This is a genomic window from Pseudomonas sp. PvP089, assembly GCF_017875165.1.
Lineage (GTDB): Bacteria > Pseudomonadota > Gammaproteobacteria > Pseudomonadales > Pseudomonadaceae > Aquipseudomonas > Aquipseudomonas fortuita.
In genome coordinates this window covers 5,692,658-5,717,501 of record NZ_JAGGME010000001.1, presented here as the reverse complement: position 1 = coordinate 5,717,501, position 24,844 = coordinate 5,692,658, and the positions used below count along the sequence as shown (strand labels likewise).

Here is a 24,844-nt window from a genome sequence, read left to right as displayed (position 1 = left end):
CGTCCACCCTTGTGGGAGCGGCCTTGCGGCCCTATCGCGACACAAGGCCGCTCCTGCAACGGTCCAGTGCAGCTTTCAGGGGGTTTTGCCCAATTTGCGAAGCTCATCCGACTCCACAATCCGCACCCCGTCCTCTTCCTCCAGCGCCAGCCGCCACAAGGCTCGGGCCAGGGTACAAGCCTCGATCCCTCTGTACTTGCCGGGGATCAACCGGGAAAACGGCGAAGCCAGTTGTTCCGCGAGCCGTGGCTCAATCCGCTCGCCCAATAGCAAAGACGGCCGCACGATGGTCAGCTGCGGCCAGTCCTGGGCTTTGAGCGCTTCTTCCATCTCGCCCTTCACCCGGTTGTAGAAAATAGACGATTTCGGGTCGGCGCCCAGCGCACTGACCACCAGCAAATGCCTTGCGCCCATCTCCCGGGCACGCTTGCTGAACGCCACTACCATGTCCAGGTCCACTGCGCGGAAAGCCGATTCGGAGCCGGCCTGCTTCAGCGTGGTGCCCAGGCAGCAGTAGGCGATATCAACACGCCCGGCCAGCTGTGGAAGAAATACCGCCGGGTCGCCGACCGGGTTTTCCAGGTGCGGATGCCCGGCCAGCGGCCGGCGGGTAGGCGCCAGTACGCGGGTGATGGTGGGCTCGTTGAGCAGGCGGTCAAGCAGGTGCTCACCGGTCAGGCCGGTGGCACCGGCAAGCAGGACATGCTGAGGCGTCAAATACATGATGTCTCTCCCTTGTTACACACAAGTCTAGTGGCTGCCAGGCATTTTTGCCTGTCCTCCCACGTTGGCCTGTGCGGCGTTACGCAATGCTTCTTCGGCCTGTTGCCGGCGCAAGTGCTGCCAGTGTTCAAGTACTGCTGGCGGTGCCCACAGCTGGGGCTCCGAAGCCTCGAAGCCTTCCCTTTGTTCTCTTTCGGCAACGCTGGCGCGTGCCAGTTCAAACGCCTGTTTCAGGTCGTCGGTCTGGTTCAGTGCTTCTGCGAACAGGGCGTCACCAAAGTAGGTGAAATCGGCTTCTTCCGAGCACCCGAAGGACACGCGGTCGGCCCGAGCGGCGGTCATTATCACCGTGCGCTCATCCTTGAGCGGGGCAATGTAGCCGCCTGAATAGCACGCCGAGATGACGATTACCTTGTCGCGGTTTTTCAGTGGCGCCAGGGCGGTGGCCAGCTCGTCGGCAGTAAGGTCGGCCAGTTGCAGGCGCGGCTGGTCGAGCACCAATTGGTGGTCCTGGCTGCCGTGGCTGGTGAGGTAGATGAACACCAGGTCTTCGGGGCCGCTGCGTTCGGCCAGCGTGATGGCGGCACGGGTGAGGGTCTCGCGGGTGGCCATAGGTCGGGTGGCCATGTGGTCGCGGTGATTGACCAAGGTCACTTGGCCACGGGCGCCAAAGCGCACTTTGAGCATGTTGCTGACATAGTCGGCTTCTCGCAGAAACACGCTTTGCTGGCCATCGCCGGCCACTACCAGGCTGTAAAGCTGAATGGGCGGTGCCGAGCGCGGTACGCGCGCAAGCGCCTCTTCCAGCAGCCGGCCCTGGTTGAGCAGGGCCAGGTCGAGAGGGTCGGGCAGCAGCTTGCCTTTCTGGTCGCGTACGCGAACGCCGTTGGCCCAGGTGCCACTTTCGACCTGGCCACTGGCAAGGGTCAGCCGCCCATGGCCATGGTAGGCATCGTTCAGGAAGCCGCCGACATACGTGCTGCCGTCGGCCAGCTGCAGGCTGCCCTGGCCCGACAGGCGCCAGTCGATGAACTCGCCCTTGTAGTGGCTGCCGTCGCTGCCCAGCAGTTCGCCTTCGCCCACCAGCGAGCCATCCTTGAACTCGCCGATCCACACATCGCCATCGGCGCTTTCATAGCGGCCACGGCCTTCCAGGCGGTTGTCCTTGAACTCACCGATGTACTGCTCGCCGTCGACGCTGTCGTAAGTACCGCTGCCTTGCAGCTGGCCGTTGACGAAGCGCCCGCTGAACTGGTTGCCGCTGGCATCGCTGCGTACGCCGGCGCCGTTGGGCTTGCCCTTGGCGAACAGGCCTTGATAGCGGCTGCCGTCGGCCAGCTCCAGCTCGCCCGCGCCTTCGTACAGGTCGTCCTTGAACTGGCCGCGGTAGGTCTGGTCGGCTTGCTTGAGCGTGCCTTCGCCGTCGCGGCGGCCGTGCTTGAAGGTGCCACTGTAGTGGCTGCCCGGGGTGGTCAGGTCGCCCAGCCCCTCGAACAGCCCCTCGGCAAACTGGCCACGGTAAACCTCGCCGTTCTGGCCATGCCACTCGCCCTGGCCATGCCATTGCCCGTCCTTGAAGCCGCCGGCGTACCAACTGCCGTTGGGGTAGTCGATACGGCCCTCGCCCTGCAACAGGCCGTCGACCACTTGCCCCCGGTAACGCCCCCCGTCAGGCAGGCGTGCGTCCGGCGCAAGCAGCGATTCGCCATCGCCACAGGCGGCGAGCAGCAGGACCAAGGTAATGGGGAGCAGTGGACGCATGGCGAGGACCGGGCAATAGGTTTGCCGAGTATGACGCAGAATAAGGGGCCGAGACAGATAGGGCACAAGTAGATGAGGCAACGGACCGGCGCGGCGAGATGGCTGTGGGGTGAATGTCGGGGGATCGAGGGTGGGCAGACAAGTGCATGCCTTGAGTTGTTCATCGCCTGTGAGATTGAGCGCCGCCCGCGCGGCGCTTCGCGGGGCAAGCCCGCTCCCACATCTGTTTCGGGCCAGTACTACCTGAACCTTTTCCGCGCGGCCCCTTGTTTGTTCCATTCGATATCGAAGGGTAAGCAGCTGCTCTTCATTAATCTCATGTCATACATCCAGGGGGCGCGCGCCTAGGGTGCAGGAGTGACTGGCCCGAAACAAATGTGGGAGCGGGCTTGCCCCGCGAAGCGCCGCGCGGGCGGCGCTCGATCTCACAGGCGATGAACAACTCAAGTCATACCCTTCAATGCCCCCGCAAAAAATCCACCATCCTGCGGTTCACTTCTTCAGCCGCCTCCATCTGCACCATGTGACCGGCGTCGGCTAGCACCAGCACCTCGGCCTCCAGGCCTTCGGCATGGCTGGCCGGGATGATCGCGTCCTTCCCGCCCCACACCACCAGCGCCGGATGCTGCCCCAGCACCCCACGCAGGTCGTGGCGCTGCCGGTTGCCGTCGGCGATGGCCGATGCCAGCTGGGCCAATGCGGTATCAACACCTTCCAGGCGCTTGAACTTGAGCATGTCCTCCAGCATTTGCCGGGTCACCAGCGCCGGGTCGGCAAACAATTGCACCATCTGCGGTTTAAGGGCGTTGCGGTTGGCGGCGGCGACAAAGCCTTGCAGGTACTGCCCGTTAATCGCTTCGCCCAGGCCGGCGCTGGCCACCAGGCTCAGGCTTGCCACCCGCTGCGGCGCCAGGCGCGCCACGTTGAGGCTTACCGCGCCGCCCATGGAGTGCCCGGCCAGGTGGGCCTTGGCGATGTCCAGGTGGTCGAGCAGCGCCAGCACGGTTTCGCTCAGCTCATCCAGGTCGCCACGTTGCAGTGCTTTGGCGGACTCGCCGTGCCCTGGCAGGTCCAGGGCGATCACGCGGCGTTCGGCGGCCAGCGCCGGATGGTTGAACAGCCAGTTGTTGAGGTCGCCACCAAAACCGTGCACCAGCACCAGCGGCGTGCCGCCTTCTCCCAGCTCGAACCAGCGCACCAGGCGGCCGCCTATTTCAGCCTTTTGTGGGGCCGGCCCCTGTGCCTGATCGGCCCCCCCTTCGGCGACGAACCCGGCCTGAAAGCGCTGCACCACCGCATCGATTTCCGCTTCTTCGGCTTCGCCTTCCACCACCACTGCCAGCAGCGCGCCGACCGGCAGGGTTTCATCCGGCCTGGCCACCTGGCGGCGCAGTACGCCACTGAACGGGGCTTCGACGCTGCTGCTGATTTTGTCAGTCTCGACGTCCAGCACCTCGTCGCCCTTGTTGATTGCGTCACCTTCCTGCTTGAGCCAGGTGTCCACCCGGCCTTCGGTCATCGACAGGCCCCACTTGGGCATGGTCAGGGTATGGATCTGGCTCATGCGGCACTCCTTGCGGCTTCTATCACCTTGCGCACGGCTGCTTCGATCTTCGCCGCGTCAGGGATGTACAGGTCTTCCAAGGCATCGGAGAACGGCACCGGGGTGTGCGGTGCGGTGACCATTTCGATCGGGCCCTTGAGTGCGCCGAAGGCCTTTTGCGCCACCAGCGCGCTGATGTCGGTGGCCATCGAGCAGCGCGGGTTAGCTTCGTCGATCACCACCAGGCGGCCGGTTTTTTCCACGCTTTCAAGAATGCTGTCCTCGTCCAGCGGGCTGGTGGTGCGCAGGTCCAGCACTTCGCAGTCGATGCCCTGGCGGGCCAGGTTGTTGGCTGCTTCAAGTGCCACGTGGACCATGCGGCCATAGGTGACCAGGGTCACGTCGTCACCATCGCGCAGGAAGTTGGCCTCGCCGAACGGCACGGTGTACACCTCTTCCGGCACCTCGCCCTGCATGCTGTACAACAACTTGTGCTCGCAGAAGATCACCGGGTCGTTGTCGCGGATAGCCTGGATCAACAGGCCCTTGGCATCGTAAGGCGAGGACGGGCACACCACTTTCAGGCCGGGGATGTGCGTCCACAGCGAGGTGAGCATCTGCGAGTGCTGGGCGGCCGCACGCAGGCCAGCGCCGTACATGGTGCGCATCACCAGCGGGGTGACCGCCTTGCCGCCGAACATATAGCGGAATTTGGCGGCCTGGTTGAGGATCTGGTCCAGGCAGCAGCCGGCAAAGTCCACGAACATCAGTTCGCACACCGGGCGCAGGCCTTGGGTGGCGGCACCGACGGCAGCGCCGACGTAGCCGATTTCCGACAGCGGTGCGTCCAGCACGCGGCCGGGGAACTGGTGGTACAAGCCCTTGGTCACGCCCAGCACGCCACCCCAGGCGTCATCTTCGCCGGGTGCACCGGCACCGCCGGCAACGTCTTCGCCAATGATGAACACGGTGTTGTCGCGGCGCATTTCCTGTGCCAGGGCTTCGTTGATGGCCTGCTGGTAGCTGATCTTTCTTGCCATGGTGGTTCTCCTGTTGTTCTTGTAATCCGCGGCTCAGGGGTAGCTGACGTAGACGTCGGTGAGCAGGTCGGCGGGCTGTGGCTTGGGATCGGACTTGGCGCGGCGCACGGCGTCTTCGATCAGGTCCTCGATGCGCCCGTCGATGGCGTCCAGTTGCCCGGCAGTGAGCAGGCCAGCGCGGGTGGTCTTGTTACGGAACTGCATCAGGCAGTCGCGGGATTCGCGCAGGTTCTTCACTTCATCCGGGGCGCGGTAGGTTTGCGCATCGCCTTCGAAGTGGCCGTAGTAGCGGCTGAGCTTGACCTCGATCAGTGACGGCCCTTGCCCCGCACGGGCGCGCTCTATGGCGGCCCCGGCGGCCTCGTACACGGCAAAGAAGTCGAAGCCGTCGATGGTGACGCCCGGCATGCCGAAGCCGGCGGCGCGGTCGGCAATGTGGTCGCAGGCGACGGACCAATTGGCGGCGGTGGCCTCGGCGTAGCCGTTGTTCTCGGCCACGAAGATGCACGGCAGGTTCATGATCGACGCCATGTTCATGGCTTCGAACACCGCACCCTCGTTGGAAGCGCCATCGCCGAAGAAGGCCACCGACACGTCATCACGGCCCTTGAGTTTGGCCGCCAATGCCGCCCCGGCCACCAGCGGTGCACCGGCGCCGACGATGCCGTTGGCACCGAGCATGCCCTTTTCCAGGTCGGCAATGTGCATCGAGCCGCCCTTGCCGCCGCACACGCCGGTTTTCTTGCCATAGATTTCGGCCATCATGCCGTACACATCCACGCCCTTGGCGATGCAATGGCCATGGCCGCGGTGGGTCGAGGCAATGCAGTCGCTGTCGCGCAGGTGGGCCATGACCCCGGCGGCGGAGGCTTCTTCGCCGGCATACAGGTGGACGAAGCCGGGGATCTCGCCCGTGGCAAACTCCACGTGCAGGCGTTCCTCGAAGGCGCGAATGGTGCGCATCACTTCATAGGCATGCAGCAGTTGTTCGGTACTGAGTTGATTGGACATCTTGTTGTTCTCCAGGGTTGTCTCAACGCGGGGTTGCAGGGTGCAGCCGATGGCCACGCGGCACGGTCAGCAGGTGATGGCGTGCGGCATGCGCCAGGACCGCCTCGACGTCCACGCTCAGCGGCCCTTGGTGGTCGAGCGTGATGGTGGGTGTATCGTGTTCGGCGAATTCGATTTCGCGCTCGCCGTCCAGGGCCAAGGTGCCGCTGGAAAGGCTCAGGCGATGGGCGACGCCGGGCATAAGCGTGCCGCTGGCGGTGATGCCGCAACCTTGCAGCAGGCCGGGCGCCAGGGGCGCGAGCAGCGCCTGTTCGGCACCGGGGTTCAAGCGCACCCAGACGCCATGGGGGGCCTGGCGCGATACCGGGCACCACAGCCCGCACAGGGCTGACAGGCCAATGGCATGGGGCTCGGCGAAGCAGGCAAAAACCTCGCACAGGTCTTCGCTGCGGCTGAGCGCACGGGCGCCGATGAAGCGCTGGGGCGAGACTGCCACCTCCACCAGTGCCCACTCGGCAAGCTGTTGTTCGGGCACTTTGACCAGCAGGCGCTTGTTGCGGCGCAGGCCGACATCGGTCGGTACCCGCCCGCAGGCGAGCAAGCCGCCGGCCAGACCGGCGCTGGTGGCTTCACGCAGTTCGGGGAAAGCATTGTTGGTGCCGGTGGACAAGGTCAGCAGCGGTACGTCACCCGCCTGGGCAGCGACCGCCTTGTGGGTGCCGTCGCCGCCGAGCACGGCGATCATCGCCACGCCACGCTCGACCATGCGGCGGGTAGCCAGATGCGTGTCGGCAACGGTCTGGGTCAACGGCAGGTCGAGTATTTCGATGGCTGGCCAATGCTGGTCACGGGCGACCGGACCCTGGCTGGCCTTGAGCACGGCGGCGGCGATGCCCGTCATGTCGCTGGGCAGCAGCACCTGGCCGACGCCGGTAGCACCGAAGGCAGCCAGCAGCCGCTGGATCGCCGAGGCCTTGTCGGTGCTCGAATAGAGCCCGGCATTGGCGGTCAGGCGGCGCAGGTCGCGGCCAGAGGCAGGGTTGGCAATGATCCCGACGATCGGGGCGGGTAGCGGCATGGCGCACCTCGTATTTTTGTTTGCAAGGGCAGGAGCAAGCCCGGTGCCAGCTTTTCATGGCTTGGCTGAAGTGCCCGTGCCAGAGCGGTTTGCTTGCACGGCAGCACGTGCCCCTGGTGGCGTCCACGAGACGCTGGGTGCCAACGGGGGGGCGTTGGTTGACGAGACGCTGAGACGCAGCGTCTCAAGCCAGCCGGTAATCACACAGTGCTTGTCGGGGCATGCGTGGAAGCGCTTAATGGCCGGACAACGATAAAAACAGCAACGAGAACCGGAGGGCCTGAATGCTTGCCGCGAACTCCCGAGCCCATGTCGACTGCGTCAGCCGGGTGCTGAAGAATGCCGACCGCCTGCCCCAGGCACCGGTGCCAGCGCTGATCCTCGATTCATGGCGCCGTTCCATGGAGCTGTACCGCCTCGACCCCGGGTCCCAACAGGGGCCGCGCATCCTGTCCCAAAGCCTGCTCAACGAATGCCGCGAACGCGCCGAACTGTTTCTGCGCATCGCTGGCGATGCCGTGGCACGCCTGCACGAGCGGGTGCGCGGCGCCGACTACTGCGTGCTGCTGACCGATGCCCAGGGGCGCACCATTGATTACCGGGTCGAATCGGCCATCCGCAATGACTGCCGCAAGGCCGGGCTGTACCTGGGCACTTGCTGGTCGGAAGGTGAGGAGGGCACCTGCGGTGTGGCGGCGGTGCTGACCAGCAAGGCGCCGGTCACGGTGCACAAGCGCGATCACTTCCGCGCAGCCTTCATCGGCCTGACCTGCACCGCAGCGCCGGTGTTCGACCCGCAGGGCGAGTTGCTGGGCGTGGTGGATGTTTCGGCCCTGCAGTCACCGGATGATCGCCGCAGCCAACACTTGATCCGCCAGTTGGTCGAGCAGACTGCCCGTGAAATCGAAAACGCCTTCTTCATGCACAGTGCACAGGGCCACTGGGTGATGCGTGCCCATGGCACACCGGGTTATGTGGAAAGCCAGCCCGACTACCTGCTGGCCTGGGATGCCGACGGCCGCTTGCAAGCCATCAACAGCCTGGCGCGCAAGCGGCTGGTACAGCACTTGGGGCGCTTGCCTGAGCACATTGGCGAACTGTTCGACATGGGGCAGCTACGGCGCGTCAACACCTCGTCCGCCCAGCGCCTGCCGGGCCTGGGCGGGCTGTATGGCCGTGTCAGCGCCCCGCAGCAGCGCCCGCGCGTGCAGCCCTTGCGTCAGGCTCAGGACCCCCGCATCGAGCAGCACTTGCGGCTGGCCACGCGGGTCAAGGACTGCAACCTGGCGGTGCTGGTACAAGGCGAGACGGGGGTCGGCAAAGAAGTTTTCGCCCGTCAGTTGCACCAGCAGAGCCAGCGCCGCGACGGCCCGTTTGTCACGCTGAACTGCGCCGCCATCCCGGAAAACCTGATTGAGAGCGAGCTGTTTGGCTACGTGGCCGGGGCCTTCACCGGGGCTTCCAGCAAAGGCATGCAGGGGCTGTTGCAGCAGGCTGATGGCGGCACCCTGTTCCTTGACGAAATCGGCGACATGCCGCTGAACCTGCAAACCCGCCTGCTGCGCGTGCTGGCCGAAGGCGAAGTGGCGCCGCTGGGTGCTGCACGGCGCGAACGCGTGGACATTCAGGTGATCTGCGCCACCCACCGTGACCTGGCAACGATGGTGGCGGACGGGCGTTTTCGTGAAGACCTGTACTACCGCCTGGCCAATGCCCGCTTCGAGCTGCCGCCCTTGCGTGAGCGCGAGGACCGTCTGGGGCTGATCCACCAGTTGCTGGCCGAAGAAGCCGAAGCCTGTGGGGTCGACGTGGTGCTGGCCGATGATGCGCTACAGGCGTTGCTGGTTTATCGCTGGCCGGGCAACCTGCGCCAGCTGCGGCAGGTCTTGCGCTATGCCTGCGCGGTGAGTGAAGTCGGGCAGGTTCGCTTGCTGGATTTGCCACAAGCGGTGCGGGGCGAGGCAGTCGTTTCGAGTGACAGCGGTGTATCGTGCCCGGCCCGGCAGTTGCTGCTGGACGCGCTGATCCGCCATCGCTGGAAACCGGCCGATGCGGCGCGGGCGTTGGGGATATCGCGGGCTACCTTGTATCGGCGTGTGCATGAGCACTGCATCGAGATGCCGCGGATGAAGGGGTAGGGCCCCGGCAGGCAATAAAAAACCCCGGAACCAGTCCGGGGTTTTGCGACATCGCACTGCTCGATCAGTCCTGGTTAGCCAGTTTGTGCTCGAGGTAGTGAATGTTCACGCCGCCTTTGCAGAAACCTTCATCACGTACCAGGTCACGGTGCAGCGGGATGTTGGTCTTGATGCCGTCGACGACGATCTCGTCCAGGGCATTGCGCATGCGCGCCATGGCTTCTTCGCGGTCCTTGCCGTAGGTGATCAGCTTGCCGATCAGCGAGTCATAGTTCGGCGGAACCGAATAGCCGCTGTACAGGTGCGAATCGACGCGTACGCCATTGCCGCCCGGGGCGTGGAAGTGTTTTACCTTGCCTGGGCTCGGGATGAACTTCTTCGGGTCTTCGGCGTTGATCCGGCACTCCAGCGAGTGGCCACGGATCACAACGTCTTCCTGGCGGAACGACAGCTTGTTGCCAGCGGCGATGCTCAGCATCTCCTTGACGATGTCGATACCGGTAACCATCTCCGACACCGGGTGCTCAACCTGCACACGGGTGTTCATCTCGATGAAGTAGAAGCTGCCGTTCTCGTACAGGAACTCGAAAGTACCGGCACCACGGTAGCCGATCTCGATGCACGCATCGACGCAACGTTTGAACACTTCCTGACGGGCTTTCTCGTCGATGCCCGGGGCTGGTGCTTCTTCCAGAACCTTCTGGTGACGGCGCTGCAGCGAGCAGTCACGGTCGCCCAGGTGGATGGCGTTGCCTTGGCCGTCGGACAGAACCTGTACTTCCACGTGGCGTGGGTTGGTCAGGAACTTCTCCAGGTAGACCATCGGGTTGCCGAAGGCAGCACCGGCTTCGGTACGGGTGAGCTTGGCCGAGGAAATCAGGTCCTCTTCCTTGTGCACCACGCGCATGCCGCGACCACCACCGCCACCGGCGGCCTTGATGATCACCGGGTAGCCGACGTCACGGGCAATCGCCAGGGCGACTTCTTCGTCTTCTGGCAGCGGGCCATCAGAGCCCGGTACGGTCGGCACGCCCGACTTGATCATCGCGTCCTTGGCCGAAACCTTGTCGCCCATCAGGCGAATGGTATCGGCTTTCGGGCCGATGAAGGCGAAACCGGATTTTTCAACCTGTTCGGCGAAGTCGGCGTTTTCTGCCAGGAAACCGTAGCCCGGGTGAATCGCGGTGGCGCCGGTGACTTCGGCGGCAGCGATGATTGCCGGGATATGCAGGTAGGAATCCTTGGACGATGCAGGACCGATGCAGACCGACTCGTCTGCCAGGCCCAGGTGCATCAGTTCACGGTCGGCGGTGGAGTGCACAGCGACGGTTTTGATGCCCAGCTCTTTGCAGGCACGCAGGATCCGCAGGGCAATTTCCCCACGGTTGGCGATCAGGACTTTTTCGAGCTTCCCAGACATCGTTGGCTCTCCGCGATTCAAACGACGGTGAACAGCGGCTGGTCGAACTCAACCGGCTGGCCGTCTTCTACCAGGATGGCGTCGATGACACCGCCAACATCGGCTTCGATGTGGTTCATCATCTTCATGGCTTCGACGATGCACAGGGTGTCGCCTTTCTTCACGGTCTGGCCAACTTCAGCAAAGTTCGGCGAGGTCGGCGAAGGCTTGCGGTAGAAGGTACCTACCATTGGCGAGCGGATCACGGTGCCTTTCAGGGCCGGGGCTGCGGCAGCGGCTTCGGCGACTGGAGCAGCAGCGGCAACCGGGGCAGCAGCAGGTGCAGCGGCCATCGGTGCTGGTGCGTAGAACTGTTGGGCAGCTGGGGTCTTGCTGTGACGGCTGATACGGACCGACTCTTCGCCTTCCTTGATCTCCAGTTCGTCGATGCCAGACTCTTCCAGCAGCTCGATCAGTTTCTTGACTTTACGGATATCCATTAATCATCAACTCCCAAAGGTTCGGTCAGGGGGCGAAATTTAAAAAACGTATCGATACGTTTCTATCGAACCCTGGCCCACTGAGGCCAGGGTTTTCATCATTTGGGCTGTGCGTTGGCAGCCAGTTGTTCCAGCGCGGACTCCAGGGCCAGGCGATAACCGCTGGCGCCCAGACCGCAGATCACCCCTACGGCAACATCGGAAAAGTAGGAGTGGTGACGGAACGGTTCGCGTTTGTGCACGTTGGACAGGTGCACTTCGATGAATGGGATGCTCACTGCAAGCAATGCGTCACGTAATGCGACGCTTGTGTGGGTGAAAGCAGCCGGATTGATCAGGATGAAGTCCACACCCTCGTTGCGTGCGGCGTGAATGCGGTCGATCAGTTCGTATTCGGCATTGCTCTGCAGGTACTGCAGATGGTGGCCTGCCGCGCGGGCACGTTGCTCCAGGTCCTGGTTGATCTGGGCCAGGGTCACGGCGCCGTAATGGCCTGGCTCGCGGGTACCGAGCAGGTTGAGGTTGGGGCCGTGGAGCACCAGTAGCGTTGCCATCTGCGGATTCCTTGGATTTGTAGGGCAATTCGACACAGCGCGGCGAGTGTGCCGTAAAGCGACGGCAAGTGTCCAGTTCCCGGCAATAGCCAGCACGATGTCCGAGATTCGCGCGAAGTATGTGACCAAATAATTAAATCTGGTCATCTATTTCAGGATTTTTCCCGGCACGCGGGAAGTTATAGACCTACTTTGCCGCGCACGCGGGCCAGAATTTGCGCGAATTCACCGGCGTTTATCTCGCCAATCACCCGATGAGCGGTAATTTCGCTGCCGTTCGCGGCAAAGAACAGCAGGGCAGGTGGGCCGAACAGCTGGTAGCGATCGAGCAGTTTGCGTTGCTCGGCATTGCTCTCGGTGATGTCGAAACGCAACAGCTTGAAGCCGGCCAGCTGCGCCTGCACCTGCGGCGCGTTGAGCACTTCATGCTCGATCACCTTGCAGCTGATGCACCAGTCGGCATACCAGTCCAGCAGCACCGGCTGGCCGGCCGCTTTGGCCTGGGCCAGTGCGGCGTCCAGTGCGGTGGGGGTGGTGATGGTCTGCCAGGCATCCGTCTTTGCCGCCTGGCTGCTGCCGGTGGCCGCAAGTGCTGCAACGGGCAGCGGGCGAAGCGGGTCGCCTTGGCCACTGAGGGCGCCGTACCAGCAGGCCAGGGCGTATACCAGCAAAGCCAGGCCTAGCAGTTGGGCCAGGCGCTGGCGTGCGGTCTTGACGACGAACTCCAGGGCGCCCAGGAAAAGTGCCACGCCGGCTGCGAGGAACCCCACCAGCAGCAAGGTCACAGGGCCCGGCAGCACGCGGCTGAGCAAGCCAATGGACAGCCCCAGCAGCAGCACCCCGATGGCGTTTTTCACCGTGTTCATCCACGGGCCGCTTTTTGGCAGCCAGGCCGCGCCACCGGTGGCCACCAGCAACAAGGGTGCACCCATGCCCAGGCCCAGGGCAAACAGCTTGAGTGCGCCACCCAGGGCATCGCCGCTGGCACTGATATACAGCAGGGCGCCAGCCAGGGGGGCTGATACGCAAGGCGAAACCAGCAGGCTGGAGAGCACGCCCAGCACTGCCGCACCCAGCAGCGAGCCACCCCGGGTGTGATTGGCGACGTTGTTCAGGCGGTTGCTCAGGGCCTGGGGCAGCTTCAGCTCGAACAGGCCGAACATGGCCAAGGCAAATACCACGAAGAACAGGGCGAAGGGCACCAGCACCCAGGCCGACTGCAGGCGCGCCTGCAGGTTCAGGCCCGCGCCGAACAGGCCCATGAGCGCGCCGAGCGCTGCGAAACTGGCCGCCATCGGCAGCACGTACGCCAGCGATAGCGCCAGCCCGCGCAGCCCACCCACCTGGCCGCGCAGCACTACGCCCGACAGGATCGGCAGCATCGGCAGTACACACGGGGTAAAGGTCAGGCCGACCCCGGCGAGAAAGAACAACAGCAGCGATTTCCAGTTCCAGCCGTGTTCGGCCGTTGCGGGGGCGTTGGCACCGCCTTCGCCATCAATACTCAGGCGTGCGGTTTCCGGTGGGTAGCACAGGCCTTTGTCGGCACAGCCTTGGTAGCCCACCAGCAGGGTGAAGGCACGCGGGTCGGTGCGCGGCAGTTCGATGTCGAGCACGCCGTGGTACACCTCGACGTCGCCGAAGAACTCATCGTGCTTGGCCTCGCCCTTGGGGATGTTCGGCGCGCCCAGGGTGATGTCTGCCGGCTCGGTGTGGAACTGGAAGCGGTGGCGGTAGAGGTAGTAGCCCTCGGTGGCGACGAAGCGCAGCTTGAGGGTGTGCGCGTCGGCCTGGACCAGGCTGAGCTTGAAGGCGTCGTGAACCGGCAGGAAGTCGGCGTTGTTGGCCAGCGAAGCGGCGCCGAGGGTAGCGCTGGGGCGGTTGTCGAGCAGGCCCGTGGCGAAGGCAGGGCTGGCCAGCAGCAGGAACAGCAGGAAAAACAGGCGGCGCATGGCGGACTCGCGAGGTGGAACGTGCTGGGCATGATAGCGGAGTTGGTGCGGGTTGGGGCCAGCAGCGCTTGCCGTGACATGTTTGGCGCCTGGCAGATCGAGCGCCGCCCGCGCGGCGCATCGCGAGCTGCGCTCGCTCCTACGTTTGTTTCGGGCCAATCATTTCTGTGGGATTTGCGCGCGACCCCCTTGGCGCATGGCACGATATCGAGTCGTACAAACAAGGCGGTCGCGCGCGCCTGTCGCAGGCATAACTGGCCCGAAACAAACGTAGGAGCGAGCGCAGCTCGCGATGCGCCGCGCGGGCGGCGCTCGATCTCACAGGCGCTGAAAGGCCCAACTCAAACCCTAAAAGCCCGCACCGCCCGGTTCAGCTCACCGCCCAGGCTGAGCAACTGCTCGCCTTGCACGCGCCCTTCACCAATGCGCTGCAGGTTGTCTTCGCCCAGCTCGTGAATCCGCTCGCTGTGGTCACGAATGTCACTCACCGCACCACTCTGCTGCGCCGTGACATCGGCAATGCGCACCGCTGTGTCGGAAATGGTGCGGATGGCACAGACAATCTCGTCCAGCGCGCCATCCGCCGCCTGAGCCTGGCTGGCCGTAGCCTCGGCATGCTCAAGCTGCGCGCGCATCCCTGCCACCGAACCTTTCGCCGCTTGCTGCAGGCGGTCGATCAGTGCCTGAATCTCGCCGGTCGCCCCCGTGGTGCGCTGCGCCAGCGAACGCACCTCATCGGCTACCACAGCAAAGCCACGGCCCATTTCCCCCGCACGTGCCGCTTCGATCGCAGCGTTCAGCGCCAGCAAATTGGTCTGTTCGGCAATCGAGCGGATCACTGTCAGCACCCCGCCGATGGTCGCCGACTCTTCCGCCAATTGCTCGATCATGCGGGCGTTGCCTTGCACTTCATCAACCAGCTCGCGCAAGCCCGACAGGCTCTGGCCAATGACCGCCTGGCCCTGCTCCACCGCCCGCCCGGCATCGCGGCTGGCATCGGCGGCGGCGCTGGCATCCCCCGCCACTTGCTGGATGGTCGCCTCCAGTTCACCCAAGGCGTCGCGGATCTGCCCGGTATCGCCCGCCTGGCGCTCGGCGCCGTCGTGCAGGGCAGCGCTCATGCCGGCCAGGGCGTGGCTGCTGCCAGCCACCTGCTCGGCGTTGTGGCGGATGGTACCGACCAGCTCCACCAGGTACTGGCGCAGGCGGTTGAGCGACTCCTGGATATCGTGCAGTTCGCGGTTGGTCTTGCCCAGGGAGATGGCTTGGGCAAAGTCGCCCTCGGCCCAACATGACAAGGCTGGGGCAAGGCTGGTGAGGGTGCGGGTCAGGCGCCGCTGCAAGGTGTCGATCAGCAAGGCGATGAGCAGTATCAGGCCGATCATCAGGCCCTGGATGATGCGCACCTCGGCGGCGATCTTTGCATGCTCGCCGCGTACTTCGGGTTCCAGCGCGGCAATGGCTTGCTGCACCGCCTCCAGGCGCTGACTGGTGCTGGCGGCCAGGGCGGCGCGGCGTTCGATCTGTTCGCGGGTGCGTTGCAGTTCGGCCGGGTAGCGGCTTAGCAGGCTTTGCAGTTCACGCTTCAGGCCCACCGCAATGTCTTCCTGCTGGGCGCTTGCCTGGGTTTCCAGGCCCATCATGGCGGCGAAGTCGTCGGCAACGGATTCGGCTGCGCGGGTCACGCCCAACAACGGCACGCCGTCGATGGCTTGCGCCTGGGTGCGGATCAGTTGCAGTTCACGCTCTACTTCGTCGGCCAGCTCCGGGCGGCCGCTGCTGACCAGCTTGTCCCTTGCCAGCGACAGGCGACCGAGGTGCACGGTGGCGTCGAGCACTGGCAACAGGTAGCGGTTGGCATCGGCGCTGCCGCTGTCGCGGGCGTAGCCGGCCAGTTGTTCGAGGTTGGCCCCCAGCTCCCGCTCGGCCTGCAACAGCAGGGCTTGCGGGTCACCAGCCAGTTTACCGGCGGCCAGCAGCTCGTTGGCGGTGAAGGCCTGCAGGCTGTCGAGGCTGGGGCGCAGTTTGCCAGCCAGCTCAGTGGGCCACTCGGTCAGGGTGGCCTGAAGCTGCTGGTTGGCCTCCATGGCGGCGGCATGGCGCAGGGCATCGCCGCTGCCAAGGTAGAACTGGATATTACGTGCTGCCTGGTTCTGGAACTGCTGAGACAGGCCCAGGTAGCGCTCCATCATCTGGTAGGGGCGCTCCAGGGCACGCTGCGACCACCACAGGGTGGCGCCCAGGGCGAGACACACCGTTACCAGCAACAGGGTGTTGAAATTGGTCAGCCACTTCAGGCGCATCGCCGCGAACTTCCTGCGAAGGGGAGAGGTAGGCGCCTGAAGTTATTGCGATTTTGTGACGGGGTGATGACGACAGGGGCTTGGTGCCAGAAAAAAGTGGCACAGTGCCTTCATTTGTTTCACCTGCTCCGGCCTCTTCGCGGGTAAATCTGTTTCAAGGCTCCACTCGCACTACGCAATTACGCCCCGCATGCTTGGCCCGGTAAAGCGCTTCGTCCGCTGCACTGGCCATGGTCAGCGCGTCCAGCACCTCATCCAGCTGCACCACCCCGGCACTGAAGGTGCACTGCAAATCCCGCGGCTGCGCCGGGTAGATGATCTCTGCAAAGCGCCGGCGAATCTCGTCCAGCACCTTGTGCGCCGCGTCCAGCGCGGTATTGGGCATGACAATGGCGAACTCTTCACCGCCATAGCGGCCAATGAAATCGGTCTTGCGCAAGCGTTGCTTGAGGAACAGCGCCAGGCTCTTGATTACCCGGTCGCCCATGGGGTGGCCGTGGCGATCGTTGATCTTCTTGAAGTGGTCGATGTCGAGCATGGCAAAGCTCAACGGCTGCTGCTCACGGCGGGCGCGGAAGCTGCAGTCTTCCAGCAGTTGCAGGATGTGGGTGTGGTTGTACAGCCCGGTCAGGCTGTCGCGCACCATGCGCGCCTTCAGGTGCCGGGCGCGGGCGGCACGGTTGCGCACGGTGGTGATCAGGTGGCGTGAGCGAAACGGCTTGGTCAAGAAATCATCACCGCCCTCGCTCATGGCATCCAGCTGCTTGTCCAGGTCGTCCTCGGCAGACAGGTAGATGATCGGCACGCTCACATAGCGGTCGCTGTGGCGGATCACCTTGGCCAGTTCCGGGCCGGTGCAGGCTGGCATGTACAGGTCGAGGATGATCAGGTCGGGCTGGAAGTCGGCAAGCTCTGCCATGGTGCGGATCGGGTCGGTCAGGCTACGGGTGACCATGCCGGCGCTGGCCAGCACGCGCTCGGTATGCAGGGCCTGGGTGCGCGAATCGTCGATGATCAGCACACGCAGGGGGTCGTGCGGGGCGGCGTTGGTCAGCAACTCGACCTTTTCCAGCAGGCTGGAAGCCTCCAGGCTGCCGGTGAGAAAGTCCTGGCCACCGGCGCGCACGGCCGCCAGGCGGGTCGGGGTGTCGGCTTCATGGTGGCTGAAGAACAGCAGCGGAACAGGTTGCGCCACGCCCTTCTGCAGCTGGGTGGCCAGCAGCAGGCCTTGGCCGGCACCGGTGAAGTCGACATCCATGATCACGGCCGAGGGCGGGTATTCGCTGATCGAGGCGAGAAACGCCGCAGCGCTGGGCAGCGCTTGCACTAGCAGACCAAAAAATTCCAGTTGTTGAGCCAGGCGCTGGGCACGCTCGTGGTCCTGCAGCAGGATGTACACCGGTTTGCGCAGGGGCGGCTTGAGCACCTGATCGAGTGGGTCATCCTTGCGCAGGCCGCTACGCGTCAGCTGCTGGGCGGGGCACAGCGGGCTCGGCTCGACTGCTTGGCTCATGTCCTGGCTACTTATAGGTTGGGGTGTGCAGGGGCGATGATGGCTCTATGCTAGCAGCTCTTTTCAAAGACGTGACTGCCCTGTATCAACAAAGCGGCCAGAACGAATATTCAGTTGCTGACTGACAGGTCGCTTATGCGTACGGTGGTGTCTGCTTTATAGTGCTGCCATGCGGGCTTGCCGTGGCACCCTGGCGCAGGCCTGTGGTCCAAGCCCTAGAACCGTCGTGACTGATTAAGGACAAAGCCATGCTGGACTGGAAAAACCGCGAGGCCAAAGCCGAGCCCCGTGAGCGTGTCGACGGCCGCGGCGCTGCCGCCCGTAGCTACCTGGGCGGCCTTTGGAGCCGTGCCCTGGGGACCCTGATCGGGTTGTACCTGCTGGTGTGCATCGGCCTGGGCTGGTACTGGAGCCAGGAGCCGGACCTGTTCCCGGTGCAGCAGAATGCCCAGTCTGCCGCTGAGCGCGGTGGCCAGCAGATGGTGGTGGGCTACACCACCATCGAAACCCTCAAGACCGTGGCCGGTACCTTGCTGAACAAGCCTGGTGGCTACATCTCTAACGACCGCTTCCCGCCAGGGCTGTGGATGGACAACATGCCGAGCTGGGAATATGGCGTGCTGGTCCAGGTACGCGACTTGTCCCGCGCCCTGCGCAAGGACTTTGCCCGCTCGCAGTCGCAGTCCACCGAAGATGCCGACCTGGCCAAGGCCGAGCCGCGCTTCAACTTCGACAACAAGAGCTGGATCCTGCCATCGAGCGAGTCGGAGTTCGAAGAGGGCATCAAGTCGCTGTCCCGTTACCAGACGCGTCTGGCTTCTGGCGACAAGGGTGCGATCTTCTACACCCGCGCCGACAACCTGAACAACTGGCTGGGTGACGTGGCCACTCGCCTTGGCTCGCTGTCGCAGCGCCTGTCGGCCAGCGTTGGCCGGGTCAAGCTCAACACCACGTTGAAGACCGAGTCGGTCGTTGCCGGCCAGGCACCGCAGGTGGACGAGGAGGTGGTGGAAACCCCATGGCTGCAGATCGACAACGTGTTCTACGAAGCCCGCGGCCAAGCCTGGGCGCTGTCGCACCTGCTGCGCGCCATTGAGGTGGACTTCGCCGACGTGCTGGCGAAGAAGAATGCCACGGTCAGCGTGCGTCAGATCATCCGTGAACTGGAAGCCTCGCAAGAGCCGCTATGGAGCCCGATGGTGCTCAATGGCAGTGGCTTTGGCATGTGGGCCAACCACTCGCTGGTCATGGCCAACTACATTTCCCGGGCCAACGCTGCGGTCATCGACCTGCGTCAGTTGCTGTCGCAGGGTTGAGAATGGCCATCAGCCCAAGCGAGGCCGCCCACCGGGCGGCCTCCGACCGCGAGCTGGTTGCCTGGGTGGACGAAGCCGACCAGGTGCTGGGGGCCTTGCCCCGCGCCGAACTGCGTGAGCGACGGCTGATCGGGCGTTGCACGTTCATCCTGCTGTTCAACAGTGCCGGTGAGCTGTGCGTGCATCGGCGTACCCTGAGCAAGGCGCTATACCCCGGTTACTGGGATGTGGCGGCCGGCGGCATGGTGTCGGCCGGGGAGGCTTATGCCGACTCGGCGGCCCGTGAGCTGGCCGAAGAGCTGGGAATCGAAGGTGTCGAGTTGCGTTTTCACGAGCGGTTCTACTTTGACCAGCCCGACAACCGCCTGTGGTGTGCTGTGTATTCGGCGGTGTCGGATGCGCCTTTGCGTTTGCAGCCAGAAGAAGTAATCGAGGCGCGCTTCATCGGGTTGGAGCAGGCAGAGTCAGAAAGCCAGACCCAATCCTACTGTCCGGACTCTTTAGTGGCATTGCAGCGCTACAAGGCCAGTCAGTCGTAGGCAAACTGGTCGACTAGCCCAAGGCGCGGCACGCGGGTACCCGGCAGAAGCAACGCACCCGGCGCGATGACTGCATTCGCGCCAATTTTGCAGCCATCGCCTATCAACGCACCGAACTTGTTTGCGCCAGTGTCGATGACCGCCTGGCCATGGCGAATCCTGATCATTGCCCCGTCCAGTTCATTGCGGTAGTTGGCGATGATTGCCCCGGCTTCGATATTGACGTTTTCGCCGATCAGCGAGTCGCCGACGAAGTTGAAGTGTGCCAACTTGCTTGAGCTGAGCATGAAGCTGCTTTTCACCTCACAGCCTGGTCCGACAATGCAGTTGCTAGCGATGTATACCCCGCCGCGCAGGTAGGCGCCCGCAGCCACGAAAGCCTGCGGACCAATGATAATCGGCCCTTTCAGTACTGCACCGGGTTCGACGATGGCCGTTTCGTGAATGGCGCAATCGCCTTCGCGCCGATAGCCCCTTTCGAGCTGCTCAATCAGTGACAGGACGTTGCTTTCACATGTCAGGGTTACCTGCCATGGTGTCGCGTGCGCTACGCCCAGCTTGGGCCACTTGGCAATGAATGCGCCGATTTGAGGTATCGTCACGGGCCTGTCTCCTGAGGAAGGCGCCCCAGTTTGCACCCGCGCGGGCGACGACAGGCGCTGAAGTCGCAAAACATTCGCAAAATGGCGCATTCCAGTACTTAGCAACAGCCGGATTTATCGTTACACTGCGCGCCCTTTTCGGGCTGTCGCAAGTCTTGCGGCAGTAGCGCCGCCCCTGCCAGAGTGGGGCTTCGCGGTCGGCCTCAACCCCAGGGCACGACCAGTTTTTGTCCTCAGCACAGAGGAACAAAAGTGGCCAAGAAAGCTTCTTCCTTTTCCGCCCTTGGCGGTCTCGTTTACTCCACCGATGCCGGTCGGCACTGCCCCGACTGTGGCCAGCCGGTGGATGCATGCATCTGCAAGCAGCAAATCATCCCCGAAGGTGACGGCATTGCCCGTGTGCGCCGTGAGAGCAAAGGCCGTGGCGGCAAAACCGTGACCACTGTCACCGGCGTGCCGCTGCCGCCCGACCAGCTCAAAGAGCTGGCGACCACGCTCAAGCGCCGCTGCGGTACCGGCGGCGCCCTGAAGGACGGGGTTATCGAGATCCAGGGCGACCATGTCGAGCTGTTGATCGGCGAGCTGACCAAACAGGGTTTCAAGGCGAAAAAGTCCGGCGGCTGAGGCCATCGCGCGATTTTTTGCCCAGCGCTTTCTAAACTCGTTCCCGTGGTCAGGGTCTATGCCTGAGCACGGATGAATCGTCATTTTCAGCTTTTACACTCGCTCCGCTGCCTGCGGGGCAGTGTCTTCGACTTATCTATAGGGGACTTGAATGTCCGTACGACGCACACGCAAAGACGATGGTAGCCAGTGGACCGTGGCCGACAGCCGCAGTGTTTATGGCATCCGCCATTGGGGCGCTGGTTATTTCGCCATCAATGAAGCGGGGCGCGTCGAAGTGCGCCCCAACGGCCCCGACAGCGCGCCGATCGACCTGTACGAGCAGGTTGACGAATTGCGCCAAAGCGGCCTGTCGCTCCCCTTGCTGGTGCGCTTCCCCGACATTCTGCAGGACCGCGTACGCCAGCTGACCGGTGCGTTCGATGCCAATATCGCGCGCCTGGAGTACCAGAGCCAGTACACCGCGCTGTACCCGATCAAGGTCAACCAGCAGGAAGCGGTGGTGGAAAACATCATCGCCACGCAAAACGTCTCCATCGGCCTGGAAGCCGGCTCCAAACCCGAGCTGCTGGCAGTGCTGGCGCTGGCACCGAAGGGCGGTACCATCGTCTGCAACGGCTACAAGGACCGTGAGTTCATCCGCCTGGCGTTGATGGGCCAGAAGCTTGGCCACAACGTGTTCATCGTCATCGAGAAAGAGTCGGAAGTGGCCCTGGTGATCGACGAGGCCGCCGAGCTCAAGGTGAAACCCCAGGTCGGCCTGCGCGTGCGCCTGTCGTCGCTGGCCTCCAGCAAATGGGCCGACACCGGTGGCGAGAAGTCCAAGTTCGGGTTGTCGGCTGCCCAGTTGATCTCGGTTGTGCAGCGCTTCCGCGATGCCGGCCTGGACCAGGGCATCCGCCTGCTGCACTTCCACATGGGCTCGCAGATCGCCAACCTGGCCGACTACCAGCACGGTTTCAAGGAAGCCATCCGTTACTACGGCGAGCTGCGTGCGCTGGGCCTGCCGGTCGACCACATCGACGTTGGCGGTGGCCTGGGCGTGGACTATGACGGTACCCACTCGCGCAATGCCAGCTCCATCAACTACGACATGGACGACTATGCTGGCGTGGTGGTGGGCATGCTCAAGGAGTTCTGCGACGCGCAGGGCCTGCCGCACCCGCACATCTTCTCCGAGAGTGGCCGCTCGCTGACCGCGCACCATGCCATGCTGGTGATCCAGGTCACCGACGTCGAGAAACACAACGACGACGTACCCACCATCGAGAACAAAGAAGCCCTGCCCGAGACCGTGCAGTGGCTGGCCGACCTGCTTGGCCCGACTGACATCGAGATGGTGACCGAGACTTACTGGCGCGCCACCCACTACATGGGTGACGTGGCGGCACAGTACGCCGATGGCAAGATCAGCCTGAGCGAGAAAGCCTTGGCCGAGCAGTGCTACTTTGCCGTGTGCCGCCGCCTGCATAATTCGCTCAAAGCCCGCCAGCGCTCGCACCGCCAGGTGCTCGACGAGCTGAACGACAAGCTGGCCGACAAGTACATCTGCAACTTCTCGGTGTTCCAGAGCCTGCCGGACACCTGGGCCATTGGCCAGGTGCTGCCGATCATCCCGCTGCACCGCCTGGACGAAGAGCCGCTGCGCCGCGCCGTACTGCAGGACCTGACCTGCGACTCGGACGGCAAGATCAACCAGTACGTCGACGAGCAGAGCATCGAGACCAGCATGCCGGTGCATGCGTTGAAGGAGGGCGAGGACTACCTGCTGGGCGTGTTCCTGGTCGGTGCCTACCAGGAAATCCTGGGCGACATGCACAACCTGTTCGGTGACACCGACTCGGTGAACATCTACCAGAACGCTGACGGCAGCGTGTACCACGCCGGTATCGAGACCCACGACACCATCGAAGACATGCTGCGCTACGTGCACCTGTCGCCGGAGGAGTTGATGACTCACTACCGCGACAAGGTGGCCAGCGCCAAAATCACTGCGCGTGAGCGCACGCAGTACCTGGATGCCTTGCGCCTTGGGCTGACCCGGTCTTCGTACCTGTCGTCGTAATTGCTGGGGCCGCTCCTGCAAAAGCCTGTGCTGCCTTTTGTGGGAGCGGCCTTGCGTCGCGATATGAGGGCGAAGCCCTCACCAGCGTCACAACCGGTAAATATCCGGCCCTGGTCCATCGCACCAATGCCGCTACCTTTGAATGCAATGTTCAAAGGAGGACGACATGCAACGTCCAGGCTCCCATCGTTTACGTGGCGGTCGAGTGTCTGAATCCGGGCGCCTTTATCTGCTCACCACAACCACTCGTAACCGAACGCCGTTGTTCAATAATTTTCGATTCGCCAGGACCGTGGTCCAGCAATTGCGGTTCAGTGAAGAGAGCAAGGCTTGTCGATCTCTGGCCTGGGTCTTGATGCCTGATCATCTTCACTGGCTTATCGAGCTTGGCCCGACGAACCTGGGGACGCTGATGTGTGGGTTCAAGTCCAGAAGCAGTTGCGCTTTGTACAAGGTGGGCGCTGACAGGCGACATATCTGGCAGACCAGCTTTCATGACCGGGCTCTGAGACGTGAGGATGATGTCCGGGCGGTTGCCCGCTACATCATCGCCAATCCCATTCGGGCTGGCCTGGTCCGGCGAGCGGGCGAGTATCCGCATTGGGATTGTGTGTGGCTGTGAAACCGCAGGTGAGGGCTTCGCCCTCATTTCGCGACACAAGGCCGCTCCCACATTGACCGGCGTATGCAGGCCTTTTGTGGGAGCGGCCTTGTGTCGCGATGGGCCGCAAAGCGGCCCCAACATCACCGAATCCACTCACCCTTCTGCTGCAACCGCCACCCCACCCAGCCCAACGTCACCGCCCGCAACCCCATGAACCCGAGAAACGCCAACCACAACCCATGGTTGCCGAACCCGCTCATGGCCACCGCCACCGGCAGTGCAATCAGCACCGACACCAACATCGCATTGCGCATCTCCCGCGCCCGGGTCGCGCCGATGAACAGGCCGTCCAGCAGGTAACTCCACACCGCAATCAGCGGCAGCAACGCCAGGTACGGCAGGTACGGATAAGCCGCCGCCCTTACACTGTCGATGTCGGTCTGCAAGTCGATGAACAGGTGCCCACCCAGCAGGAACAACCCGGCAAACCCCAGACTGGTGATCAGCGACCAGCCGCAGGCCACCACCAGCGAACGGCGCAGGGTGTCGCGGTCGCGGGCGCCAATGGCATGGCCGCACAGCGCTTCCACAGCATGCGCCAAGCCGTCGAGTGCGTAGGCCGTCAGCAACAGGCCGTTGAGCAGCAGGGCGTTAGCCGCTACCGTGGCTTCACCCAGGCGCGCACCCTGCACGGTAATCAGCAGAAACACCAGTTGTAACGCCAAGCTACGCAGGAAAATATCGCGGTTTACCGCCAGCAGCGGGCGCCAGGCCTGCCAGCGTTTGAGCGCCGCCCATATGACTTGCCCCGGGTAGGCCCGCAGGGCCGGGCGGGTCAGGGCCAGGCCCAGCAGGGCTGCACTCCACTCGGCGATCACCGATGCCCGCGCCGAACCCAGTACACCCCAATCCAGCCCCAGGACGAACCACAGGTTCAAGACAATGTTCAGCAGGTTGGTCGTCAGCAGGATGGCCAGCGGTGCCCGGGCGTTCTGGGTCCCCAGAAACCAGCCAACCAGCGCGTAACTGGCCAACGCTGCAGGCAGCCCAAGCAGGCGCGTGTGGAAGAAGTTTTCGGTGGATTGCTGCAAGGCTGCGCTGGGTTGCATCGCATGAAGTGCAAGCTGGCTGAACGGCAGGGCCAGCAGGCCGATCACAACGGCAAAACCGACCGCCAGCAGCAACCCTTGCACCAGCACCTGGCGCAACGCTGCACCGTCACCACGGCCAGCGGCCTGAGCGGCGAAGCCGGTGGAGCCCATGCGCAGGAAGCCCATCAGGCCGACCATGAAGGTGAACAGCGTGGCGCCCACCGCCACGGCACCCAGCTGGTGGGCGTGGGGCAGGTGGCCGATGACCGTGCTGTCGACCAGCGCCACCAGCGGCACAGAGATGTTGGAAAGGATCATCGGCGCAGCCAGCGCCCAGACCTTGTGATGGGTGGGGCGGTGGCGCCAGTCGGCAGCGAGTTGGGGCATTTGCATTCCATGAGACCTAGGGCCGTTGTGCGCCCCTCCGCAGGCTTGCCCGCTCCCACAGGAAAGTGTTGCTCTTGCGGCCGGCGCCAAACCTGTGGGAG

At 63.7% G+C, this 24,844-nt stretch carries 20 protein-coding genes; 6 read left to right on the top strand and 14 right to left on the bottom strand.

What is annotated here, in order from left to right:
- Positions 1–75: 75 nt before the first annotated feature.
- The 6 genes from J3A71_RS26070 to J3A71_RS26045 all read right to left on the bottom strand — a co-directional run bounded on the left by J3A71_RS26070 (position 76) and on the right by J3A71_RS26045 (position 7,156).
- On the bottom strand, positions 76–723 hold the full coding sequence (locus tag J3A71_RS26070; protein WP_016484727.1) for an oxidoreductase: 648 nt from the start codon (positions 721–723) through the stop codon (positions 76–78).
- Positions 724–750: 27 nt separating this feature from the next.
- Positions 751–2,484 carry a C13 family peptidase gene (locus tag J3A71_RS26065; RefSeq protein WP_016484728.1) on the bottom strand — a complete coding sequence of 578 codons (1,734 nt, stop codon included), beginning with the start codon at positions 2,482–2,484 and terminating at the stop codon, positions 751–753.
- Between the two features lie 457 nt (positions 2,485–2,941).
- A complete protein-coding gene (locus tag J3A71_RS26060; protein WP_102667925.1) occupies positions 2,942–4,048 on the bottom strand; it encodes an acetoin dehydrogenase dihydrolipoyllysine-residue acetyltransferase subunit in 1,107 nt (368 codons plus the stop codon).
- Positions 4,045–5,067 (bottom strand): alpha-ketoacid dehydrogenase subunit beta, encoded by a 1,023-nt coding sequence (locus J3A71_RS26055; RefSeq protein ID WP_013970705.1) that lies wholly within the window; start codon positions 5,065–5,067, stop codon positions 4,045–4,047. Before J3A71_RS26055 ends, J3A71_RS26060 begins: the two co-directional genes overlap by 4 nt.
- A gap of 33 nt (positions 5,068–5,100) precedes the next feature.
- On the bottom strand, positions 5,101–6,078 hold the full coding sequence (locus J3A71_RS26050) for a thiamine pyrophosphate-dependent dehydrogenase E1 component subunit alpha (RefSeq protein WP_024717601.1): 978 nt from the start codon (positions 6,076–6,078) through the stop codon (positions 5,101–5,103).
- Positions 6,079–6,100: 22 nt separating this feature from the next.
- The gene (locus J3A71_RS26045; protein WP_016484732.1) at positions 6,101–7,156 is read right to left on the bottom strand and encodes an NAD(+)/NADH kinase; all 1,056 of its coding nucleotides are present in this window, start codon (positions 7,154–7,156) and stop codon (positions 6,101–6,103) included.
- A gap of 284 nt (positions 7,157–7,440) precedes the next feature.
- Here J3A71_RS26045 and J3A71_RS26040 point away from each other — a divergent pair, with 284 nt between their 5' ends.
- Positions 7,441–9,294, top strand: a complete 1,854-nt coding sequence (locus tag J3A71_RS26040; RefSeq protein WP_016484733.1) for a sigma-54-dependent Fis family transcriptional regulator — start codon at positions 7,441–7,443, stop codon at positions 9,292–9,294.
- Positions 9,295–9,358: 64 nt separating this feature from the next.
- On the opposite strand, the gene accC is transcribed toward J3A71_RS26040, so the two are convergent.
- The 6 genes from accC to J3A71_RS26010 form a co-directional block, all read right to left on the bottom strand.
- The gene (gene accC, locus J3A71_RS26035; RefSeq protein WP_016484734.1) at positions 9,359–10,714 is read right to left on the bottom strand and encodes an acetyl-CoA carboxylase biotin carboxylase subunit; all 1,356 of its coding nucleotides are present in this window, start codon (positions 10,712–10,714) and stop codon (positions 9,359–9,361) included.
- Between the two features lie 17 nt (positions 10,715–10,731).
- Positions 10,732–11,193 carry an acetyl-CoA carboxylase biotin carboxyl carrier protein gene (accB, locus tag J3A71_RS26030; protein ID WP_016484735.1) on the bottom strand — a complete coding sequence of 154 codons (462 nt, stop codon included), beginning with the start codon at positions 11,191–11,193 and terminating at the stop codon, positions 10,732–10,734.
- 98 nt (positions 11,194–11,291) lie between these two features.
- Positions 11,292–11,747 carry a type II 3-dehydroquinate dehydratase gene (gene aroQ / locus J3A71_RS26025; RefSeq protein WP_003255330.1) on the bottom strand — a complete coding sequence of 152 codons (456 nt, stop codon included), beginning with the start codon at positions 11,745–11,747 and terminating at the stop codon, positions 11,292–11,294.
- Between the two features lie 179 nt (positions 11,748–11,926).
- A complete protein-coding gene (locus J3A71_RS26020; protein ID WP_102667924.1) occupies positions 11,927–13,699 on the bottom strand; it encodes a protein-disulfide reductase DsbD in 1,773 nt (590 codons plus the stop codon).
- A 341-nt stretch (positions 13,700–14,040) separates the two neighbouring features.
- The gene (locus tag J3A71_RS26015; RefSeq protein WP_102667923.1) at positions 14,041–16,002 is read right to left on the bottom strand and encodes a methyl-accepting chemotaxis protein; all 1,962 of its coding nucleotides are present in this window, start codon (positions 16,000–16,002) and stop codon (positions 14,041–14,043) included.
- A 154-nt stretch (positions 16,003–16,156) separates the two neighbouring features.
- Positions 16,157–17,515: a diguanylate cyclase gene (locus J3A71_RS26010; protein ID WP_016484738.1), complete on the bottom strand. Its 1,359-nt coding sequence runs from the start codon at positions 17,513–17,515 to the stop codon at positions 16,157–16,159.
- Between the two features lie 248 nt (positions 17,516–17,763).
- Here J3A71_RS26010 and J3A71_RS26005 point away from each other — a divergent pair, with 248 nt between their 5' ends.
- Entirely contained in the window at positions 17,764–18,831 is a 1,068-nt protein-coding gene (locus J3A71_RS26005) for a DUF2333 family protein (protein ID WP_016484739.1), read from the top strand.
- Positions 18,832–18,833: 2 nt separating this feature from the next.
- Complete coding sequence (locus J3A71_RS26000) at positions 18,834–19,370, top strand: NUDIX hydrolase (protein ID WP_016484740.1); 537 nt, start codon at positions 18,834–18,836, stop codon at positions 19,368–19,370.
- Here J3A71_RS26000 and J3A71_RS25995 read toward each other — a convergent pair.
- Complete coding sequence (locus tag J3A71_RS25995) at positions 19,361–19,972, bottom strand: transferase (RefSeq protein WP_102667922.1); 612 nt, start codon at positions 19,970–19,972, stop codon at positions 19,361–19,363. The genes J3A71_RS26000 and J3A71_RS25995 overlap by 10 nt on opposite strands.
- 252 nt (positions 19,973–20,224) lie before the next feature.
- On the opposite strand from J3A71_RS25995, the gene J3A71_RS25990 reads away from it, so the two are divergent.
- The 3 genes from J3A71_RS25990 (at position 20,225) to J3A71_RS25980 (ending at position 23,283) form a co-directional block, all read left to right on the top strand.
- The gene (locus J3A71_RS25990; protein ID WP_012270332.1) at positions 20,225–20,596 is read left to right on the top strand and encodes a translation initiation factor Sui1; all 372 of its coding nucleotides are present in this window, start codon (positions 20,225–20,227) and stop codon (positions 20,594–20,596) included.
- Positions 20,597–20,747: 151 nt separating this feature from the next.
- A complete protein-coding gene (speA, locus tag J3A71_RS25985) occupies positions 20,748–22,661 on the top strand; it encodes an arginine decarboxylase (RefSeq protein ID WP_016484742.1) in 1,914 nt (637 codons plus the stop codon).
- 166 nt (positions 22,662–22,827) lie between these two features.
- Positions 22,828–23,283: a transposase gene (locus tag J3A71_RS25980; RefSeq protein WP_102667921.1), complete on the top strand. Its 456-nt coding sequence runs from the start codon at positions 22,828–22,830 to the stop codon at positions 23,281–23,283.
- Between the two features lie 122 nt (positions 23,284–23,405).
- On the opposite strand, the gene J3A71_RS25975 is transcribed toward J3A71_RS25980, so the two are convergent.
- Positions 23,406–24,743 (bottom strand): MATE family efflux transporter, encoded by a 1,338-nt coding sequence (locus tag J3A71_RS25975; protein WP_102667984.1) that lies wholly within the window; start codon positions 24,741–24,743, stop codon positions 23,406–23,408.
- Positions 24,744–24,844 lie beyond the last annotated feature (101 nt).

What these genes read in the sequence shown, in the direction of transcription:
- J3A71_RS26070 (WP_016484727.1), bottom strand. Translation starts at nt 723, where the DNA reads ATGTATTTGACGCCTCAGCATGTCCTGCTTGCCGGTGCCACCGGCCTG.
- J3A71_RS26065 (WP_016484728.1), bottom strand. Translation starts at nt 2,484, where the DNA reads ATGCGTCCACTGCTCCCCATTACCTTGGTCCTGCTGCTCGCCGCCTGT.
- J3A71_RS26060 (WP_102667925.1), bottom strand. Translation starts at nt 4,048, where the DNA reads ATGAGCCAGATCCATACCCTGACCATGCCCAAGTGGGGCCTGTCGATG.
- J3A71_RS26055 (WP_013970705.1), bottom strand. Translation starts at nt 5,067, where the DNA reads ATGGCAAGAAAGATCAGCTACCAGCAGGCCATCAACGAAGCCCTGGCA.
- J3A71_RS26050 (WP_024717601.1), bottom strand. Translation starts at nt 6,078, where the DNA reads ATGTCCAATCAACTCAGTACCGAACAACTGCTGCATGCCTATGAAGTG.
- J3A71_RS26045 (WP_016484732.1), bottom strand. Translation starts at nt 7,156, where the DNA reads ATGCCGCTACCCGCCCCGATCGTCGGGATCATTGCCAACCCTGCCTCT.
- J3A71_RS26040 (WP_016484733.1), top strand. Translation starts at nt 7,441, where the DNA reads ATGCTTGCCGCGAACTCCCGAGCCCATGTCGACTGCGTCAGCCGGGTG.
- accC (WP_016484734.1), bottom strand. Translation starts at nt 10,714, where the DNA reads ATGTCTGGGAAGCTCGAAAAAGTCCTGATCGCCAACCGTGGGGAAATT.
- accB (WP_016484735.1), bottom strand. Translation starts at nt 11,193, where the DNA reads ATGGATATCCGTAAAGTCAAGAAACTGATCGAGCTGCTGGAAGAGTCT.
- aroQ (WP_003255330.1), bottom strand. Translation starts at nt 11,747, where the DNA reads ATGGCAACGCTACTGGTGCTCCACGGCCCCAACCTCAACCTGCTCGGT.
- J3A71_RS26020 (WP_102667924.1), bottom strand. Translation starts at nt 13,699, where the DNA reads ATGCGCCGCCTGTTTTTCCTGCTGTTCCTGCTGCTGGCCAGCCCTGCC.
- J3A71_RS26015 (WP_102667923.1), bottom strand. Translation starts at nt 16,002, where the DNA reads ATGCGCCTGAAGTGGCTGACCAATTTCAACACCCTGTTGCTGGTAACG.
- J3A71_RS26010 (WP_016484738.1), bottom strand. Translation starts at nt 17,515, where the DNA reads ATGAGCCAAGCAGTCGAGCCGAGCCCGCTGTGCCCCGCCCAGCAGCTG.
- J3A71_RS26005 (WP_016484739.1), top strand. Translation starts at nt 17,764, where the DNA reads ATGCTGGACTGGAAAAACCGCGAGGCCAAAGCCGAGCCCCGTGAGCGT.
- J3A71_RS26000 (WP_016484740.1), top strand. Translation starts at nt 18,834, where the DNA reads ATGGCCATCAGCCCAAGCGAGGCCGCCCACCGGGCGGCCTCCGACCGC.
- speA (WP_016484742.1), top strand. Translation starts at nt 20,748, where the DNA reads ATGTCCGTACGACGCACACGCAAAGACGATGGTAGCCAGTGGACCGTG.
- J3A71_RS25980 (WP_102667921.1), top strand. Translation starts at nt 22,828, where the DNA reads ATGCAACGTCCAGGCTCCCATCGTTTACGTGGCGGTCGAGTGTCTGAA.
- J3A71_RS25975 (WP_102667984.1), bottom strand. Translation starts at nt 24,743, where the DNA reads ATGCCCCAACTCGCTGCCGACTGGCGCCACCGCCCCACCCATCACAAG.